Here is a 17,066-nt window from a genome sequence, read left to right as displayed (position 1 = left end):
ATGTTGGGGGCATGTGTCGCAACATCACCGAGCTGCGTGGCCTGAACCCGCCCGCGACCGACGAGGAGGTCGAGGCGGCCGCCGCCCAGTTCATCAGGAAGGTCACCGGCATCGCCCGGCCGACCGGTGCCACGGCCGAGGCCGTGCAGGAGGCGGTACGCGAGGTCGCGGAGATCACCTCACGGCTGCTCGCCGGCCTGCCCGCCCGCCGCCAGGAACCGAAGGCGCTGCCGCCGCTGCGCCGGCCGGAGGTGCGCAGGCGGCTCGGGCTCGACCAGCCGCACGCCGAGCCGCCAGCCGGCGCGGCCCGGCACTGACGACCACCGGCGGTCCGAATCCCGCGCGGGGCCGATGCGCTGACGCTGTCACGGCGTGGGGCGCGCTGACCCATCTCTAGGCCGGCGCTGACCGATCCCTAGGCCGGCGCTGACCGATCTCGGCCGGCGGTGAGCCGGGTTCCGGTCGGTGGTGTCAAGCCACCTTCCGCCCGGCGAACGCCGCCAGCCGGTCAGCCGCGGTGGCGCGCGTGGTCGCGGCGATGACCGCGTCGGCCACGGCCGCGGCGCGGTCGAACTGTGCGAGTGCGTCTTCAGCCATGGACGCATGATGCCGTGGCGATCCGACAATTTTCGAAAGTGCTGCACAGCGAGGGTGCCCGCGCCTCCCGTAACCAGGGCGGTCGGGTCCATGATGGCGCCATGGACGGTGGTGACAGTCGTGACGACGACGTCCGGGGTGGTCAGGGCGGCCGGGGCGGCGAGCACCGGCCGGTCCGCGGCCACGAGATCGAGCTCGACACCATCGAGTTCGGCGGGCTGCGCGACGGCCGCCCGAGGCGGGTGTGGCGCAAATGGCTCGCGCTGGGGCTGGCGGGCGGGGCCGTACTCGCGGCGGTCGCCGTCCAGTCGCAGCGCGGCGGGGGCGGCCCGGCCACCGGACCGGCCGATCCGGCCGGGCGATCGCGGATGCCGGCCGCTGGGCCGCCGGGTGCGTCGCCGAGCGGCAGCACCCCTGCGCCGGCCGTCAGCCAGGTCGGCCATCCGCTGCTCGGCATCACCGCCGGCTGGGAACTGTTCGGGCGCGGCCCGTCCGGGGTGGTCCGGATCGAGTTCGCCCGGGGCCGGGTGACCCGCACGGACGTCCCGCCCATCCAGAGCAGCGGGCCGGCGTCGTTCGTGGTCGGCCGGGACTGGGCGATGATCCGGCCGCTGGACGGCGTGCCGGGCTTCGTCGTACGGGACGGGCGGCCCGCGCAGCCGCTGGCCGGCGCGCTGAGCCAGGGCGGGCCCGCCCTGCCCGGCCCCGACCAGGAGCACGTCTGGGTGCCGGCCGCCGCGGACGGCAGGAAGATGATCCTGGTCGACTCCGCCGGCCAGCCCACCGGCGAATCCGTCGCGCTGCCCGGTGGGGACTACGCGGCGGACTCCGACCGGGCGGGCTACCTGATCTACACCGGCACCGCCGGCGTCTACACCGCACGCCCGGACGGCCTGCGCCGGATCACCTACGGCGACCTGCTGGCCGCCGGCCCGACCCGCTGGCTGACCATGGAGTGCGACAGCCGGTACCGGTGCGGCCCCGTGGTCATCGACCGTCTCACCGGCTCGCACCACACCCTGCACGCCGCCGTGGACGCTACCAACCACGGCGGCGGCCTGATCTCGCCGGACGGCCGCACGGCCGCCGTCTTCGAGTCCGGTGCGGGTGGCTCCCTCACGATCCAGCTGTTCAATCTGGCGTCCGGCGCCGAGTCGCGGCTCGACGTGCCGGTGGAGTCGTCCCTGGACCCGGCCAGCATGGCCTGGTCGCCGGATAGCCGGATGCTGTTCGTCGCGGGGGCCGGCGGCGGGCTGTACCCGGTCGACATCGCCACGAAGCGGGTGCGTCCCCTCGGCGTACCGCTGCCGGCGCTCACCCAACTGGCGGTCCGACCTGCCGGATAGCGGGTGTTGTGGCTAGTTTTCGCCCGTTTACCGTTTTGCTCCGTCGCTCAGGCGTAATGTCCGGGATACACCCACTTCACGCCGCGAGAAAGCGACCTTGCCATGCGGACACCGGACGACGTTCCCGCGGCCGGGGAACTCGTCGCCCGGCGCGTCGGGCCGGTGGAGGCGCTGGCCGGTGACGCCGGGCTCCTGATCGAGGCGGCCGGGCGGATGGCGGACCGGTTCGAGCGGGGCGGCAAGCTGATCGTCTTCGGCAGCGGCGGGCCCGGTACCGACGCCCAGCACGTGGCCGTCGAGTTCATGCACCCAGTGATCATCGGTAAGCCGGCGCTGCCGGCCGTGTCGCTGACCGCCGACGTCGCGACCCTGACCGCGGTCGCCGGGCGGGCCGGGCTCCCCGAGGTCTTCGCCCACCAGATGCGCGTCATCGCCGAGCCGGCGGACATCGCGCTGGGCATCGGCGCGGACGGCGATTGCCCCACCGTGCGGCGCGGGCTGGGCGAGGCGGCCGGGCTCGGCCTGCTCACCGTCGCGCTGCTCGGCGGCGCGGACACCGCCGGCGAATGGTCGGACGTGGACGTGCCGCTGTTCGCCCGGTCGGCCGACCCGCGCGTGGTCAAGGAGGTACACGTCACCGCGTACCACCTGCTCTGGGAGCTGGTCCACGTGTTCCTGCGCGCACCCGGCCTGCCCGGCGCCCGAACGGCGGCGGGGCGTCCGAGCGTCGGGGCGGGGAGCCGGTCATGACCGCGACGACCCCCGGGCGGCGGCCTGATCCCGCCGCGCCGCACGCGGAGACGGGATGTCTGACGTGCGCGGATCGGGCGGACCCGGCCACCGTGCTGCGCCTGCTGCCCGACGGCATGGCCCTGGTCGAGACCGGCGCCGGTACCGAGGTGGTCAGCGTGGCGCTCGTCCGCGCCTCGGTCGGCGACGCCGTTCTGCTGCACGCCGGTGAGGCCATCGCGGTGGTGACGGCATGACGGCCGCCGCGGAGGAGGAACAGCCCGGCGGCGTGGACGCGCTCTACCCGTTCCTGTCCGCGCCGCGGCCGGGCGATCCGCTGGCCGGGCACGCCGAGCTGCTGGCCGAGGTGCGGCGCTCCACTGTGGACAAGGCGTACGAGATCATCGAGCTGCGCCGCCGGATCGTGGAGCGCGAGGCCGCCCGGATCGAGGCGTGCTCGGCCGAACTGGCCCGCGCCTTCGCCTCCGGCGCCCGGTTGCTTGCCTTCGGCAACGGCGGAAGCAGCACCGACGCGCAGGATCTGGCCAGCCTCTTCATGAGCGCTGGCGACGGCGCGCCCGAACTGGCCCTGCCCGCGTTCGCGCTGACCAACGATTCCGCGCTGGTCACCGCGCTGTCCAACGACGTCGGGTTCGAGGCGGTCTTCGCGCGCCAGATAGCGGCGCTCGGGCGCCCCGGCGACATCGCGGTGGGGCTGTCCACCAGCGGCGACTCGCCGAACCTGCTGCACGCCTTCGATGGGGCGCACGCCCGCGGCCTGCTCACCATCGGCATCGCCGGGCACGACGGCGGCAAGATGGCCAAGCTGTCCAGCATCGATTACCTGTTCGTGGTCGACTCGCCGTCGGTGCACCGCATCCAGGAGGCGCAGACCACCATCTACCACGTCCTGTGGGAGCTCACCCTCGCCGCCCTGGCCCGGGGCGGGCCTGCCGGGACGGCGACCACTGACCTCGGGGGTACGGCGCGATGACCGTGATGGCGCAGACGGGCGACGGGGCGAAGGCGCCCACCAAGACCGTCCACATCCTGTGGACCTCGGAGGGCATGAGCTGCGACGGCGACACCGTCTCGGTGACCGCCGCGGGACTGCCCAGCATCGAGGATGTGCTGCTCGGGCTGGTCCCGGGGCTGCCCAAGGTGGTGCTGCACAACAAGGTGCTGGCCGCCGAGACCGGTGACGAGTTCATGGCCGCCTTCCACAAGGCCGCCGCGGGCGAGCTGGACCCGTTCATCCTCGTGGTCGAGGGGTCCATCCCCAACGAGAAGATCAACGGTGACGGGTACTGGTCCGGGATGGGCAACGATCCGGCCACCGGGCAGCCCATCACGCTGCCGGAGTGGCTCGACCGGCTCGCGCCGAAGGCGTGGGCGGTGCTGGCCGCCGGTACCTGCGCCACGTACGGCGGCATCCACGCGATGGCCGGGAACCCCACCGGGTGCATGGGCCTGGCCGACTATCTCGGCTGGAACTTCCGCTCCGCCGGGAACCTGCCCATCGTGAACGTGCCCGGCTGTCCGGTGCAGCCGGACAACTTCATGGAGACCCTGACCTGGCTGCTGTACCAGGCGGCCGGCGTGGCGCCGACCATCCCGCTGGACGAGCAGCTGCGCCCGACCTGGCTGTTCGGCAAGACCGTGCACGAGGGCTGCGACCGGGCCGGCTACTACGAGCAGGGCGACTTCGCCCGCGACTACAACTCCCCGAAGTGCCAGGTGATGCTCGGCTGCTGGGGTCCGGTGGTCAACTGCAATGTCACCAAGCGCGGCTGGATGGACGGCGTCGGTGGCTGCCCGAACGTTGGCGGCATCTGCATCGGCTGCACCATGCCGGGGTTCCCGGACAAGTTCATGCCGTTCATGGATCAGCCGCCCGGCGCGACGGTGTCGGTCGCCATCGCCGGTACCTACGGCTCGCTGATTCGCCGGCTGCGATCCATCACCAACAAGACGGCGAACGAGGAGCCCCGATGGCACCACAACCGCGCGGAGCTGACCAGCGGGTACCAGCCGCGGTGGCCGCGCTGATCGCCGCCCGGCCCAGATCGACAGGAGGACACCGACGGTGAGCCAGACCATGAAGGCGAGCAAGGCGCAGGAGGACACGCGCGAACTCGTCGACATGTCGTGGGACCCGATCACCCGCATCATCGGCAATCTGGGCATCTACACGAAGATTGACTTCAAGAACCAGGAAGTCGTCGAGTGCAAGAGTACGTCGTCGATGTTCCGCGGCTACAGCGTGTTCATGCGGGGCAAGGACCCGCGCGACTCGCACTTCATCACCAGCCGCATCTGCGGAATCTGCGGTGACAACCACGCGACCTGCTCGGTCTACGCGCAGAACATGGCCTACGGGGTCAAGCCGCCGCCGCTCGCCGAGTGGATCATCAACCTCGGCGAGGCCGCCGAGTTCATGTTCGACCACACCATCTTCCAGGACAATCTGGTGTTCGTCGACTTCTGCGAGCAGATGGTCAGCCAGACCAACCCGAGCCTGCTGCGCCGCGCCGAGCAGACGCCCGCGCCGCACGGCGACATCCACGGGTTCAAGACGATCGCCGACATCATGCGCGCGTTCAACCCGTTCACCGGCCAGATGTACCGCGAGGCGCTGCAGATGAGCCGGCTGACCCGGGAGATGTTCTGCCTCATGGAGGGGCGCCACGTGCACCCCTCGACCCTGTACCCGGGTGGGGTCGGCACCGTGGCGACCCCGCAGGTGTTCACCGACTACCTGGTGCGACTGCTGAAGGTGCTGGACTTCGTGAAGAAGGCCGTGCCGTGCAACGACGACATCTTCGACTTCTTCTACGAGGCCCTACCCGGCTACGAGAAGGTCGGCGAGCGGCGCATCATGCTCGGCTGCTGGGGTGCCTTCAACAACCCGGCGCACGTCGACTACGACTACCGCAACATGAACGCCTGGGGCTCGGAGATGTTCGTGACGCCCGGCATCGTGCTGGACGGCCAGTTGCTGACCACGAACCTGGTCGACATCAACCTCGGCATCCGGATCCTGCTGGGCAGCTCGTACTACGACGACTGGGTGGGCGAGGAGACCTTCGTGACCCGCGACCCGCTGGGCAACCCGGTCGACCAGCGGCACCCGTGGAACCAGACGACCCTGCCCCGGCCGCAGAAGCGCGATCTGGACGGCGGCAACTACTCGTGGGTGATGAGCCCCCGCTGGTTCAACCCGGCCACCAAGGAGCATCTGGCGCTGGACACCGGCGGCGGACCGCTGGCCCGGCTGTGGTCCACGGCCCTGTCGGGCAAGGTGGACATCGGAACGGTCAAGGCCACCGGGCACAGCGTGCAGATCAACCTGCCGCGCAGCGCCGCCTTCCCGGAGATGCAGCTGGAGTGGAAGGTTCCCCAGTGGTCCAACACCCTGGAGCGCGACCGGGCCCGGGTGTATTTCATCGCGTACGCGGCCGCGGCCGCCCTGTACTTCGTGGAACGCGCGTTCGAGGAGATCAGGGCGGGCAACACCAAGGTGTTCTCCGACTTCGACGTGCCGGACGAGGCCATCGGGTGCGGATTCCACGAGGCGGTGCGCGGGGTGCTCTCCCACCACCTGGTGATCCGGGACGGCAAGATAGCCAACTACCACCCGTACCCGCCGACCCCGTGGAACGCCAGCCCGCGCGACAAGTACGGCACGCCGGGCCCGTACGAGGACGCCGTGGCGGGCATGCACATCTTCGAGGAGAACGGCCGGGAGAACTTCAAGGGCATCGACATCATGCGCACGGTACGCAGCTTCGACCCGTGCCTGCCCTGCGGAGTGCACATGTACCTCGGCGACGGCCAGGTGGTCAAGCGGCTGCACTCGCCCACCCTCGGCACCAGCGCGGGCGGGTAGGGCGGCGGCATGGCGCACGACGGCGAGCGCGAACTGGAGCGGGTACGCGCGGTCGAACAGCGGCTGGAGCGGGCCGAGGAACTGCCCGAACCGGCCCGGGACACCGCCATCGGTCTGGTGGAGGCGCTGCTCGCGCTCTACGGTGAGGGCCTGGTCCGGATCGTCGGAGCCGGGGCCCGGCTTGGCGGCGACGCGTTCACCGCCGAACTGGCCGCCGACGAGCTGGTCTCCCACCTGCTCCTGCTGCACGGCCTGCACCCGCAGGCCGTGCCGGAGCGGATCGGCCTGGCCATCGAGCGGCTGGAGCCGCGGCTGAACGGGGCGCGGGCCGACCTGGTGGAGGTAGGTGCCGGCGCGGCGCGGCTACGGGTCAGCGGCACGAGCGGGTGTGGGTCGTCGCGGGCCGCGGTGAACGCCGCCCTGGACGAGGCGGTACGCGCGGCGGCCCCGGAGGTCACCCGGGTGGAGGTGGAGCACGTGGCCCGGCCGGCCACCGTCATTCCGGCCGAGCACCTGCTCCAGCGCATCGCCCGGCCGCCGGTGCACCCGGATCCGGGGCCGGCATGACGTCGCCGATCCGCTCCTCCCGGCTCTACCGGCTCGCCAACCCCGCGGACACCGGCAGCCCACTGCCGCGTGCCACCCCGCCGCGGCTGAAGTCCACAGTGGACAGTGTGGAGGGCGAGCGGTGCCAGCTGTGCGCCCAGGCCATCCCGATCGGGCATCGGCACCTGCTCGACCTGACCGAACGCCGGCTGCGATGCGCCTGCCGCGCCTGCTGCGTGCTGTTCGACCGGGCCACCGCGGGCGGCCAGCGGTACCGGCTGGTGCCGGACCGGCGCTGGTACCTGCCGGACTTCATGCTCGACGACGTCATCTGGGTGGGGCTGGGCCTGCCGGTGGAGATGGCCTTCTTCTTCCACGACAACCGGGCCGGCCGGGTCGTGGCCTTCTACCCGAGCCCGGCCGGCGCCGTCGAGTCGCTGCTGGACCTGGCGAGCTGGCGGGAGTTGGCGCTGGCCAACCCGGTGCTCGACAGCCTGCAGCCGGACATCGAGGCGCTGCTGGTGAACCGGGCGCAGGGCGCCCGGGACCACTGGCTGGTGCCGATCGACGACTGCTACGCGCTCGCCGGCCTGATCCGCACGCACTGGTCGGGCCTCACCGGCGGCACCCGGGTGCGAGACGAGCTGGCGGCATTCTTCGCCACCCTGCACGACCGGGCGCGCACGGTGCGGGCCCGGCGCCCGGACCAGACGGACACGGCGAACACGGCGAACACGGCGAACACGGTAGAGGGGAGCAAAGCATGAGCGCACACATCAGGGTCGGGCGGCCCGACGTGGAACCGTCCGCGCCGTCGCACACCAAGGGAGTCGGCGCCGGCAACGCGCGCGGCAACTACGACAAGCAGCGCGGCCACCTGCCCGACGGGCGCTCCACGGCGGCCCGCTCCACCGGCATCAATCCGCGCTCGCGCGAGCCCATCGCGCCGGGCATGCCCAACCTCTCGCCGGCCTGAGGGAAACCCATCGTGACCACGTCCAGCCGCGCCATCGCGGACGTCGACGCCGCTCCCGCGCTACGCATCGCCATCGCGTCGGCCGCGCCGGTCGACCTCGCGGCGGTGCCCACGCTGCGGTTCGAGGCGCACATCCACGCCGAGGGCGGCCACCCGGTGCGGTCGGTGGCCCTGCACACCCAGCTCCGCATCGCCGCCGCGCAGCGGCCCTACGCGCCGGCCGACCAGCAGCGGCTGGTGGAGATCTTCGGCACGCCCGACCAGTGGGGCCGCACCGTCGGGAGTCTGCTGTGGACACAGACGACCACCCAGGTGCCCGAGTTCGACGGCGACACGGTCGCCGACATCCTGGTCGGCTGCACGTACGACTTCGACGTGGTCGCCAGCAAGTACCTGCACGCCCTTCAGGATGGGGAAGTACCGCTCGAGTTCCTGTTCTCCGGCACGGTCTTCTACTCGACCGATGACGGGCTGCGGGCGGCCCGGATCCCCTGGGACACCGAGGCGTCGTACCGGATGCCGGTGCGGGTCTGGCGGGACCTGATGGGGCGCTACTTCCCGGACAGCACCTGGCTCCGGCTCGACCGGACGGTGTTCGACCGGCTGTATGGATTTCGGGCACGCAACGCGCTGCCCAGTTGGGAAAGCGCGATCGACGCGCTGCTGAGGGCCGCCGAGCGGCCGATGGGTGGGGTGTGAGCAGTGGAGGACGTGGTGCGCCAGGTCGCCCAGGCGGTGCTCTATGAGGGGTACCTGCTGTGGCCGTACCGGCGCTCGGCGCTGAAGAATCAGCACCGGTGGACGATAGGCGGGGTGTATCCGAGCTCGTGCGGCTCGGCCTACGACGCCGGCCCGTGTGTGGTGCAGACGCAGTGCCTGCTGACCGCCGAGCCCGGCGCGTCGGTCGAGGTGCGGGTGCGGTTCCTGCAGGTAGTGGCGCGGGACGTGTCCCGGCTGCGCGAGGGGCGGCTGGAGCCGGTACGGGAACTGTCCGTCGGCAACCGGCGCCTGCTGTCCTGGGAGGAGGCCACCGAGCGGGAGGTGGTCAGCGAGCCGCTGCCGCTGGCGGGGCTGTCGGTGGTGCCGCACCGGGTACCGGTCGAGATCGAGGGCGGCAGCGACATCGAGTGGCTCCTCGACCCGGGCGACGGCCCGGTCACACCGGCCGGGGATGAGGATCCGCGCACGGGTGCGGTGGTGCGCCACTGGCGGGCGCTGCGCGGCGGGATCGACATCCAGGCGGAGACCGTCGCGCCGGACACGTACCGGCTGACCGTGCGCGTGGTCAACACCACCGACTGGCGCGGAATCGACCGGATCGGCGCCCTGCGGCGCACCTTCGTCTCCGCGCACACCATCATCCGCGCGGAACGGGCCCGGCTGGTCTCGCTCGCCGACCCGCCCGCCGAACTGGCCGCGCTCGCCGCCGAGTGCGACAACATCGACACCTGGCCGGTGCTGGTCGGCGCCGAGGGCGACGGGCACACCATGCTGTCGGCGCCGGTCATCCTGCCCGACTACCCGCAGGTCGCACCGGAGAGCCCCGGCGATCTGTTCGACGCCACCGAGATCGACCAGCTGCTCACGTTGAGCATCATGACCCTCGGCGAGGAGGAGCGCCGCGAGATGCGCGACAGCGATCCGCGGGCCCGCGAGATCCTGGACCGCTGCGCGGCGCTGACGCCGGAGCAGCTCATGCGGCTGCACGGCAGGCTGCGCGAGCTGCGCCCGATCGGCACGCCGCCGGAGCAGGCGCGAGGGCTCGAACCGCTGACGGTACCGGCGGGGACATCCGACGCGACGCTGCCGTTGGGGCCGCGCGATCCGGCGGAGCGGCTGTTCTCGTTCGAATCCGGGGCCGGGGAGATCCCCGCGTGAGCGGGCCGGCCTTCTGGGAGCGGATGGCCAGCCGCGGCCCCGATTCGATCGAGGTCGGCGGGGTCCGCCTGCGCGCGGGCAGCCTCGTCCGGCTGCGGCCGCAGCGGCACAGCGACATCCTGGACCTCGCGCTGGACGGCCGCACCGCCGTGGTGGAGTCCATCGAGCAGGACGACGAGGGCCGCGTCCAGCTGGCCGTGACGGTGTCCGACGATCCGGGCCGCGACCTCGGCGACGCGCGCATGCCCGGGCACCGCTTCTTCTACACGCCGGACGACGTGGAGCCCGTCCAGGCCGTTGCCGGTGCCGGAGCGCCCGGGACGGCCCGGGTGCTGGTGGCCGGCATCGGGAACCTGTTCCTCGGCGACGACGGGTTCGGCTGCGAGGTGGCCCGGCTGCTGCTGGCCAGCCCGGCCATCCCCGGCGTGGACGTGGTGGACTTCGGTATCCGCGGCCTCGACCTGGCGTACGCGCTGCTGCGCGACTACCGGGCGGCCATCCTGATCGACGCGTCGCCGCGCGGATACGTCCCCGGCACCCTGACCGTCATCGAACCGCGGCTGACCCGGGGTGGGCCGGTGGACCTGCAGACGCACGGGATGGACCCGGTGCGGGTTCTGGCCCTGGCGCGCGAGCTGGGCGGGGTGCCCGCGACCACGTACGTGGTGTGCTGCGAGCCGGAGTCGATCCCGGTGACCGGGCCCGACGAGGAGGTCGTGGTGGCCCTGAGCGCGCCCGTGCGCGGCGCGCTGATCACGGCCGCCGGCCTGGTGCGGTCGCTCGCGCGAGAGCTGTTGGCGGGTCCGGCCGGTGCGCCGGAACCCGGCGGGAGAACCGGTTCGGCCGGGAAGGTTGGTGAGGCACGTGAAGAAGATGCTGTCGGTCGCGGCGCTGCTGAGCGTCGGGTTGGTCACCACCGCGGTGGCCGCGCAGTGGCCAGAGATCCAGCGGTACCTGAAGATGCGGCGGATGTGACGGCGCCGCCGGTGGCCAGCGTCGGCGGAGGAGGCGGGGCCGGTGTGCCTGGGCATCCCCGGTGAGCTGGTGGACACCGTGGCCGAACAGCCCGATCTCGGGGTGGTGATGGTCAGCGGGGTGCGCCGGAAAATCAACGTGGCCCTGCTGGCCGACCAGGATCTGCGGCTGGGCGACTGGGTACTGGTGCACGTCGGCTTCGCCCTGTCGAAGATCTCCGAGGACGAGGCGCGGGCGGTGCTCGCGTTCCTGGAGAGCATCGGCACTCCCTACGCCGACGAGCTGACCGCGCTGCGGGAATCGAACATCGACGGATGGCCGGGGGAACACTGATGCGTTACGTCGACGAGTTCCGCGACGCGGAGAAGGCGCGGGCACTGGCGGCGCGGATCGCGCAGCTGTGCGAGCCCGGCCGCGAGTACAAGTTCATGGAGGTGTGTGGCGGGCACACGCACACCATCTACAAGCACGGCCTGGAGGACTACCTCCCGGAGAACATCACGCTGGTGCACGGGCCGGGCTGCCCGGTGTGCGTGATCCCGATGGGCCGCGTCGACGACGCCATCCACATCGCCCGGCAGCCGGGCGTGCTGATGACGTCCTTCGGCGACATGATGCGGGTACCGGGTGGCAACGGTTCGTTCTTCGACGCGAACGCGCGGGACACCAACATCCGGATGGTCTACTCGCCGCTGGACGCGTTGGCCATCGCCCGGCAGCGGCCGGAGCAGCGGATCGTGTTCATGGCGATCGGGTTCGAGACCACGGCACCGTCCACCGCCATGACCCTGCTGCGGGCCAGGGCCGAGGGGCTGCGCAACTTCTTCGTGTTCGCCAACCACGTCACCATCATCCCGGCCATCAAGGCCATTCTGGACTCGCCGGATCTGCGGCTGGACGGGTTCCTCGGGCCGGGCCACGTGTCCACGGTGATCGGCTGCCGCCCGTACGAGTTCATCGCCCGCGACTACGGCAAACCGGTGGTGGTGGCCGGGTTCGAGCCGCTGGACATCCTGCAGTCCGTGTATCTGCTGATGCGGCAGCTGGCCGAGGGCCGGTGCGCGGTGGAGAATCAGTACGGCCGGGTGGTGCCGTGGGACGGCAACCCGATAGCGCTACAGGCCATCAACCAGACCATGCGGCTGCGGCCGTTCTTCGAGTGGCGGGGGCTGGGGTTCATCAACCACTCGGCGCTGCGGCTGCGCGAGGAGTTCGCCGAGTACGACGCGGAGCTCGTGTTCGACGTGCCCGGCGTGCGCATCGCCGACCCCAAGGCGTGCCAGTGCGGCGAGGTGCTCAAGGGCGTGCTCAAGCCGTGGGAGTGCAAGGTCTTCGGCACCGCGTGTACCCCGGAGACACCGATCGGCACGTGCATGGTGTCCCCGGAGGGGGCCTGCGCGGCGTACTACAACTTCGGCCGGTTCAGCCGGCAACGGGTGAGGGAAGCGAGCAGGGTGTGAGCGTCGCGCACGGAGAAGTAGCACAGCAGGAGGCGCCGCGCGGTCAGGTCGCGCGGGAGCAACAGGTGATCGAGCGCATCGAGCGGGTCCGGCGGGCCCGGCCCCGGCTGCGCGAGGAGCGCATCACGATGGCGCACGGCGCGGGCGGCAAGGCCACCCAGACCCTGATCGACGCGGTGTTCCTGCCACGGCTGGGAAATCCGGTGCTCGACCGGATGGAGGACGCCGCCGAACTGGTCGCCGGCGGGACCCGGCTGGCCTTCACCACCGACTCGTTCGTGGTCTCGCCGCTGTTCTTTCCGGGCGGCGACATCGGGGACCTGGCGATCAACGGGACGGTCAACGACCTGGCCGTGCGCGGCGCCACCCCGATGTTCCTGTCGGCCGGCTTCATCCTGGAGGAGGGCTTCGCGGTCGAGGACCTGGAGCGGGTGGTGGCCTCGATGGCCCGCGCCGCGGCGGCGGCCGGCGTCCAGGTGGTCACCGGCGACACCAAGGTGGTGCAGCGTGGCGGCGCGGACGGCTGTTACATCAACACCGCCGGCATCGGCACGATGATTCCGGGGGTGCGGCTGGCCGCCGCGTCCGCGCGGCCGGGCGACGCCGTGCTGGTGTCGGGGCCGATCGGCGAGCACGGCATCACCGTCATGCTGGCCCGGGGCGAGCTGGACATCGACGCCGACGTCACCTCCGACACCGCACCGCTGTCCGGGATGGTCTCGGCGCTGCTGCACGCCGTGCCGGGGGTGCGCGCGCTGCGCGACGCGACCCGGGGCGGCGTGGCCACGGTACTCAACGAGATCGCCCGCGCGGCCGACGTGTCGGTGGTGGTGGACGAGGCCGCCGTACCGGTGAGCCCGCAGGTGCGCGGCACCGCTGAGCTGCTGGGCATCGACCCGCTCTACGTGGCCTGCGAGGGGCGCATGGTGGCGGTTGTCGAGCCGGACGGCGTGCAGCCGGCGCTGGAGGTGCTGCGCGCACACCCGGGCGGCGAGCAGGCGGCCATCATCGGCCGGGTCGCCGCCGACCCGCCGGGCCTGGTCCTGCTCAACACCGTCTTCGGCGGCACCCGTATCGTCGACCTGCTGGTCGGCGATCCACTGCCGCGCATCTGCTGACCGGGCCGCAAGCGATGCACGAGCTGGCCATCGCCGAGAGCATCGTCGAGACGGTGGGCGGGCGGTGCGGCGACGCCCGGGTGACCCGGGTGCTGCTGTCGGTGGGCAAGCTGTCCGGGGTGGTACCCGACGCCATCCGGTTCTGCTTCGACCTCGCCGCGGCCGGTACCCCGGTGGCCGGCGCCCGGCTGGACATCGAGGAGCCGGACGGCTGGGCCCGGTGCCGCTCGTGCGGCGGCGAGTTCGGCGTCGATGACCTGATCCTGTTGTGTCCCTGCGGAAGCGCCGACGTCGAGGTGCGCGGGGGCGAGAGCCTGACCATCCGATCCGTCGAGGTGACCTGACATGTGTGGAACCTGCGGCTGCGCCGCCCCTACCACCATCGCGCTGGAGCAGCGGGTGCTGGAGAAGAACGACCTGCTCGCCGAGCGCAACCGCGAGTGGTTCGCGCGCCGGCACATTCTCGCGGTCAATCTGATGAGCTCCCCGGGGTCGGGCAAGACCACGCTGCTGGAGCGCACCGTGCGGGCCATGGCCGAGCGGGCGCCGGTGTTCGTCATCGAGGGCGACCAGGCCACCGGGCTGGATTCGGGACGCATCCGGGCGGCGGGCGCCCGCGCCCTTCAGATCAACACGGGGGCCGGCTGCCACCTGGACGCCGCGATGGTGGCGCGGGGCCTGCGCGAGCTGGATCCCCCCGAAGGGTCGCTGCTGTTCGTGGAGAACGTGGGCAACCTGGTCTGCCCGGCCCTGTTCGACCTGGGGGAGAGCGCCCGGGTGGTGGTCGCGTCGGTGACCGAGGGCGCCGACAAGCCGCTGAAGTACCCGCACATGTTCCGCTGCGCGGACCTGCTGCTGCTCAACAAGGTCGACCTGCTGCCGCACCTGGACGTGGACCTCGCCGCGTTCGAGCGGGCCGCCGCGTCGGTGCGGCCGGGGCTGGTGCCGCTGCCCGTGTCGGCGACCCGCGGAGACGGCCTGGAGAGCTGGTACGGGTGGCTGCGCGCCCGTGCTCCCCGCTCGTCAGCGCCCGGCGAGGTACGCGGCGGCCTGCTCGCGCAGCCGGGCATGCGTGCCGTCCATCGCGGGTGAGCGGGGCAGCCACTGCTTGCGGATCTTCGCGATCGACGTGTAATTCGGGTCCACCACGTTGGCCAGCGGTGACTCGACGGCCTGCGAGACGAGCTGGTACCCGTCCAGCGCGGGCAGCCCGTAGTCGGCCTCCAGCCACCGCACCAGGTCCAGTTGCGCGATCCGGAACGCGTCCTCCAGCGGCCGTGCCGAACCGGTGGAGATGATGTGGGTGTCGGACTCCAGCCGGGGCCACGGGCACGGGCGGTTCTTGATGAGGTCGACGATGAGGACGGTGTCCATCGCGCACTCCACCGCGACCCCGCACGTCTCGCCCTCGCCCTGCCGGGCGTGGCCGTCGCCGAGGGAGAACAGCGCACCCTCCACGTTGACCCCGAGGTAGCAGGTGACCCCGGCGCGCATCTCCGGGGTGTCCATGTTGCCGCCGTGCGCGTCCGGCACCAGGGAGGAGCGCGCCTCCAGGTTCGCCGGCGCGACACCGACCGTGCCGTGCATGGGATCCATCGGCAGGTCCACTGTGTACTGTCCGAACCGGGACTCGAACCGGCACAGCCGGCGCGCCCGGTCGAGCTGCCAGATCCAGACCACCTCGGGCAGCGCTTCCTGCAGGGCCGCCGTGGCGTGGGTCGGGGTCAGCGCGCCGAACAGCGGCACGGTGGTGGAGGCGGCCCAGTCCCGGGCAGGCTCGATGGAGACGAAGTGCACGGCGAGCGTGTCGCCGGGCTGCGCACCCTCCACATAGAACGGTCCGGTCTGCGGGTTGACGAACGGGAATTCCACCACCCGCGACACGAGGTCGTCGACCCCGCGAACCCGGCCGGCGAAACAATCCTCGGTGAACAGCTCCAGTACCGTGCCGGGGGCCACCCGAGCGACCGGGGCGGCACCCCCGAACGTCCACGCGTAGTCCCCGACGCTCGGCCGGAACGTCAGCAGCCCTGCCTGTGTCACACCGCCTCCAGCGGGCTCGCCGGGACGGCCGGTTGCTCGCCCGGCTGCTCGTCGAGGTGCACCCGGGCCACGTCGGCCACCCGGTCCGGGTGCCTGCGGTACAGCCACGTCAGGTACCCGACGCCCAGCAGCATCCACACCGCCACGGCCGGCCCCGCGTACGAGATCGGGGGTGCCAGCGTGGAGACGAACGAGAACACCGGTAGCCCGGCCGCGGTGAGCCAGGCCGGCACGAACGCCAGCACGCCGAGGATCGGAATCACCACGTGCAGGACCACGTTCAGCTCCTCGCGACGGTGCCGCAGGAAGTACGCCACGCACGTGATGTTGGTGACGATGTAGATGGCCACCAGCAGGATCACGATGCCGGTGCCGACCACCGAGAATGCCGTCACCGGGTCGTACGCGAAGCCCAGGCCCAGCGACACCGCGATGGTCGCGGCGCTCACCGCGAGGATCGCCACGTACGGCGACCGGTGCCGCAGGGCGATGCGGGCCAGGCGGTAGGGGAACGCACCGATGCGGCCCATCGCGTACGCGGTGCGGCTGGACACGTTCACGCCCGCGTTGGCGTTGGCGATCGTGGAGTTCACGATGGCCAGGAAGACGAAGAACCAGAACAGCCCGTAGAACTGGCGGGCCAGCCCCTCCCAGGAGGAGGCGCCCGAACTGGTGAAGGTGGCGAACTTGTCCGGCCCGAACGCGACGTCCACGGCGTACGTGGTGATGATGTAGAGGATGCCGATGGTCAGGGTCGCGCCGAGCACCGCGCGGCGGATGGTGCGCCGTGGGTCGCGCGCCTCCTCGGCCAGCGGCGTCGCGCCCTCGAACCCGCCGAAGGCGAGGATCGTGAAGATGGATCCGGCGATCACCCCGGAGATGCCGTGGTGTTCGGCGGGCGTGTGCCCGGTGCCGAAGACCGACAGGGTGTTGGCATGCCCGGCATGAATGATCAGCAGCACGGCGAGCACAAGGAACACGCCGATCTCGAATATCCCGAGGATGGTGCCCAGCCCCGCCGAGGCGCGCACGCCGTAGAGCCCGGCCGCCATCACGATCAGCGCGCCGAGGATCGTCCACGGCCACCACAGGTTCGCCGGGTAGCCGGAGAATTCGGAGTTGATGGTCGAGGCGGTGGTGAATCCCAGCTGGAGCAGGACGAGCGGCGAAATCAACACACCGACCAGCACGTACGCCCAGGCGACCAGGAAGCCCACGGTCTTGTGCAGGCCGTTGGCCGCGTAGGTCGCGAGCGAGCCGGCGGCGGGCAGGTGCTTGGCCAGCTCCGCCACGCTGACCGCGGAGAACAGGCAGGCGATGAGCGCGAACAGCACCGCCAGGGGCAGCGAGCCGCCCGCGAAGGCGGCTCCGGCCGGGATCGAGGCGGCGACGGCGGCCCCCGGCGCCATGTCCGTGATGCTCTGGAAAAGGACCTCGCGCAGACCTATCGCGTTCGCGCGCAGTGCCGGTGGGTTTGGAACGGTCTGGTCGGCCATGGGTGCCCCCAAC

Annotated in this window: 21 protein-coding genes; 18 read left to right on the top strand and 3 right to left on the bottom strand. The window is 71.8% G+C overall.

Annotated elements, in window-relative coordinates; translation table 11 throughout:
• The first annotated feature begins 11 nt into the window (after positions 1-11).
• Positions 12-317, top strand: coding sequence for a DUF2277 domain-containing protein (locus ABEA87_RS31210; protein ID WP_345635706.1), 306 nt, complete (start codon positions 12-14; stop codon positions 315-317).
• A gap of 154 nt (positions 318-471) precedes the next feature.
• Here ABEA87_RS31210 and ABEA87_RS31205 read toward each other — a convergent pair whose 3' ends face one another.
• Positions 472-597 carry a hypothetical protein gene (locus ABEA87_RS31205; protein ID WP_345635705.1) on the bottom strand — a complete coding sequence of 42 codons (126 nt, stop codon included), beginning with the start codon at positions 595-597 and terminating at the stop codon, positions 472-474.
• 101 nt (positions 598-698) lie between these two features.
• On the opposite strand from ABEA87_RS31205, the gene ABEA87_RS31200 reads away from it, so the two are divergent.
• From ABEA87_RS31200 to hypB, 17 genes are all read left to right on the top strand, one after another.
• Positions 699-1,943, top strand: a complete 1,245-nt coding sequence (locus ABEA87_RS31200; protein ID WP_345635703.1) for a TolB family protein — start codon at positions 699-701, stop codon at positions 1,941-1,943.
• A 102-nt stretch (positions 1,944-2,045) separates the two neighbouring features.
• Positions 2,046-2,693 carry a D-sedoheptulose-7-phosphate isomerase gene (locus ABEA87_RS31195; protein WP_345635701.1) on the top strand — a complete coding sequence of 216 codons (648 nt, stop codon included), beginning with the start codon at positions 2,046-2,048 and terminating at the stop codon, positions 2,691-2,693.
• Positions 2,690-2,929 carry a HypC/HybG/HupF family hydrogenase formation chaperone gene (locus ABEA87_RS31190; RefSeq protein WP_345635700.1) on the top strand — a complete coding sequence of 80 codons (240 nt, stop codon included), beginning with the start codon at positions 2,690-2,692 and terminating at the stop codon, positions 2,927-2,929. The genes ABEA87_RS31195 and ABEA87_RS31190 overlap by 4 nt, the downstream gene beginning before the upstream one ends.
• Positions 2,926-3,666 carry a D-sedoheptulose-7-phosphate isomerase gene (locus tag ABEA87_RS31185; protein WP_345635698.1) on the top strand — a complete coding sequence of 247 codons (741 nt, stop codon included), beginning with the start codon at positions 2,926-2,928 and terminating at the stop codon, positions 3,664-3,666. Before ABEA87_RS31190 ends, ABEA87_RS31185 begins: the two co-directional genes overlap by 4 nt.
• The gene (locus tag ABEA87_RS31180) at positions 3,663-4,721 is read left to right on the top strand and encodes an NADH-quinone oxidoreductase subunit B family protein (protein WP_345635697.1); all 1,059 of its coding nucleotides are present in this window, start codon (positions 3,663-3,665) and stop codon (positions 4,719-4,721) included. The genes ABEA87_RS31185 and ABEA87_RS31180 overlap by 4 nt, the downstream gene beginning before the upstream one ends.
• 37 nt (positions 4,722-4,758) lie before the next feature.
• The gene (locus tag ABEA87_RS31175; RefSeq protein ID WP_345635695.1) at positions 4,759-6,561 is read left to right on the top strand and encodes a nickel-dependent hydrogenase large subunit; all 1,803 of its coding nucleotides are present in this window, start codon (positions 4,759-4,761) and stop codon (positions 6,559-6,561) included.
• A 9-nt stretch (positions 6,562-6,570) separates the two neighbouring features.
• Positions 6,571-7,128 (top strand): hypothetical protein, encoded by a 558-nt coding sequence (locus tag ABEA87_RS31170; RefSeq protein ID WP_345635693.1) that lies wholly within the window; start codon positions 6,571-6,573, stop codon positions 7,126-7,128.
• Entirely contained in the window at positions 7,125-7,874 is a 750-nt protein-coding gene (locus ABEA87_RS31165; protein ID WP_345635692.1) for a DUF5947 family protein, read from the top strand. The genes ABEA87_RS31170 and ABEA87_RS31165 overlap by 4 nt, the downstream gene beginning before the upstream one ends.
• Positions 7,871-8,083 (top strand): hypothetical protein, encoded by a 213-nt coding sequence (locus ABEA87_RS31160; protein WP_345635690.1) that lies wholly within the window; start codon positions 7,871-7,873, stop codon positions 8,081-8,083. Before ABEA87_RS31165 ends, ABEA87_RS31160 begins: the two co-directional genes overlap by 4 nt.
• A gap of 12 nt (positions 8,084-8,095) precedes the next feature.
• A complete protein-coding gene (locus tag ABEA87_RS31155; protein WP_345635689.1) occupies positions 8,096-8,782 on the top strand; it encodes a DUF6084 family protein in 687 nt (228 codons plus the stop codon).
• A gap of 3 nt (positions 8,783-8,785) precedes the next feature.
• On the top strand, positions 8,786-9,961 hold the full coding sequence (locus tag ABEA87_RS31150; RefSeq protein WP_345635687.1) for a hypothetical protein: 1,176 nt from the start codon (positions 8,786-8,788) through the stop codon (positions 9,959-9,961).
• Entirely contained in the window at positions 9,958-11,001 is a 1,044-nt protein-coding gene (locus ABEA87_RS31145) for a hydrogenase maturation protease (protein ID WP_345635685.1), read from the top strand. Before ABEA87_RS31150 ends, ABEA87_RS31145 begins: the two co-directional genes overlap by 4 nt.
• Positions 10,979-11,269, top strand: coding sequence for a HypC/HybG/HupF family hydrogenase formation chaperone (locus ABEA87_RS31140; RefSeq protein ID WP_345635683.1), 291 nt, complete (start codon positions 10,979-10,981; stop codon positions 11,267-11,269). The genes ABEA87_RS31145 and ABEA87_RS31140 overlap by 23 nt, the downstream gene beginning before the upstream one ends.
• Positions 11,269-12,396, top strand: a complete 1,128-nt coding sequence (gene hypD / locus ABEA87_RS31135; protein WP_345635681.1) for a hydrogenase formation protein HypD — start codon at positions 11,269-11,271, stop codon at positions 12,394-12,396. Before ABEA87_RS31140 ends, hypD begins: the two co-directional genes overlap by 1 nt.
• Positions 12,393-13,514: a hydrogenase expression/formation protein HypE gene (gene hypE / locus ABEA87_RS31130; protein WP_345635679.1), complete on the top strand. Its 1,122-nt coding sequence runs from the start codon at positions 12,393-12,395 to the stop codon at positions 13,512-13,514. Before hypD ends, hypE begins: the two co-directional genes overlap by 4 nt.
• A gap of 14 nt (positions 13,515-13,528) precedes the next feature.
• Positions 13,529-13,858 (top strand): hydrogenase maturation nickel metallochaperone HypA/HybF, encoded by a 330-nt coding sequence (locus ABEA87_RS31125; RefSeq protein WP_345635677.1) that lies wholly within the window; start codon positions 13,529-13,531, stop codon positions 13,856-13,858.
• A gap of 1 nt (position 13,859) precedes the next feature.
• The gene (hypB, locus tag ABEA87_RS31120; protein ID WP_345635675.1) at positions 13,860-14,606 is read left to right on the top strand and encodes a hydrogenase nickel incorporation protein HypB; all 747 of its coding nucleotides are present in this window, start codon (positions 13,860-13,862) and stop codon (positions 14,604-14,606) included.
• Here hypB and ABEA87_RS31115 read toward each other — a convergent pair.
• On the bottom strand, positions 14,538-15,557 hold the full coding sequence (locus ABEA87_RS31115; protein ID WP_345635674.1) for an acetamidase/formamidase family protein: 1,020 nt from the start codon (positions 15,555-15,557) through the stop codon (positions 14,538-14,540). The genes hypB and ABEA87_RS31115 overlap by 69 nt on opposite strands.
• The gene (locus ABEA87_RS31110; RefSeq protein WP_345635672.1) at positions 15,554-17,053 is read right to left on the bottom strand and encodes an APC family permease; all 1,500 of its coding nucleotides are present in this window, start codon (positions 17,051-17,053) and stop codon (positions 15,554-15,556) included. Before ABEA87_RS31110 ends, ABEA87_RS31115 begins: the two co-directional genes overlap by 4 nt.
• Positions 17,054-17,066 lie beyond the last annotated feature (13 nt).

The organism is Rugosimonospora acidiphila, from assembly GCF_039543385.1.
Lineage (GTDB): Bacteria > Actinomycetota > Actinomycetes > Mycobacteriales > Micromonosporaceae > Rugosimonospora > Rugosimonospora acidiphila.
The sequence above is the reverse complement of the archived record's forward strand: the minus strand, read 5'-3'. Positions and strand labels throughout refer to the sequence as shown.

Excerpts from the sequence above, each read along its gene's own strand:
- ABEA87_RS31210 (WP_345635706.1), top strand. The coding sequence starts at position 12 with ATGTGTCGCAACATCACCGAGCTGCGTGGCCTGAACCCGCCCGCGACC.
- ABEA87_RS31205 (WP_345635705.1), bottom strand. The coding sequence starts at position 597 with ATGGCTGAAGACGCACTCGCACAGTTCGACCGCGCCGCGGCCGTGGCC.
- ABEA87_RS31200 (WP_345635703.1), top strand. The coding sequence starts at position 699 with ATGGACGGTGGTGACAGTCGTGACGACGACGTCCGGGGTGGTCAGGGC.
- ABEA87_RS31195 (WP_345635701.1), top strand. The coding sequence starts at position 2,046 with ATGCGGACACCGGACGACGTTCCCGCGGCCGGGGAACTCGTCGCCCGG.
- ABEA87_RS31190 (WP_345635700.1), top strand. The coding sequence starts at position 2,690 with ATGACCGCGACGACCCCCGGGCGGCGGCCTGATCCCGCCGCGCCGCAC.
- ABEA87_RS31185 (WP_345635698.1), top strand. The coding sequence starts at position 2,926 with ATGACGGCCGCCGCGGAGGAGGAACAGCCCGGCGGCGTGGACGCGCTC.
- ABEA87_RS31180 (WP_345635697.1), top strand. The coding sequence starts at position 3,663 with ATGACCGTGATGGCGCAGACGGGCGACGGGGCGAAGGCGCCCACCAAG.
- ABEA87_RS31170 (WP_345635693.1), top strand. The coding sequence starts at position 6,571 with ATGGCGCACGACGGCGAGCGCGAACTGGAGCGGGTACGCGCGGTCGAA.
- ABEA87_RS31165 (WP_345635692.1), top strand. The coding sequence starts at position 7,125 with ATGACGTCGCCGATCCGCTCCTCCCGGCTCTACCGGCTCGCCAACCCC.
- ABEA87_RS31160 (WP_345635690.1), top strand. The coding sequence starts at position 7,871 with ATGAGCGCACACATCAGGGTCGGGCGGCCCGACGTGGAACCGTCCGCG.
- hypD (WP_345635681.1), top strand. The coding sequence starts at position 11,269 with ATGCGTTACGTCGACGAGTTCCGCGACGCGGAGAAGGCGCGGGCACTG.
- ABEA87_RS31125 (WP_345635677.1), top strand. The coding sequence starts at position 13,529 with ATGCACGAGCTGGCCATCGCCGAGAGCATCGTCGAGACGGTGGGCGGG.
- hypB (WP_345635675.1), top strand. The coding sequence starts at position 13,860 with ATGTGTGGAACCTGCGGCTGCGCCGCCCCTACCACCATCGCGCTGGAG.
- ABEA87_RS31110 (WP_345635672.1), bottom strand. The coding sequence starts at position 17,053 with ATGGCCGACCAGACCGTTCCAAACCCACCGGCACTGCGCGCGAACGCG.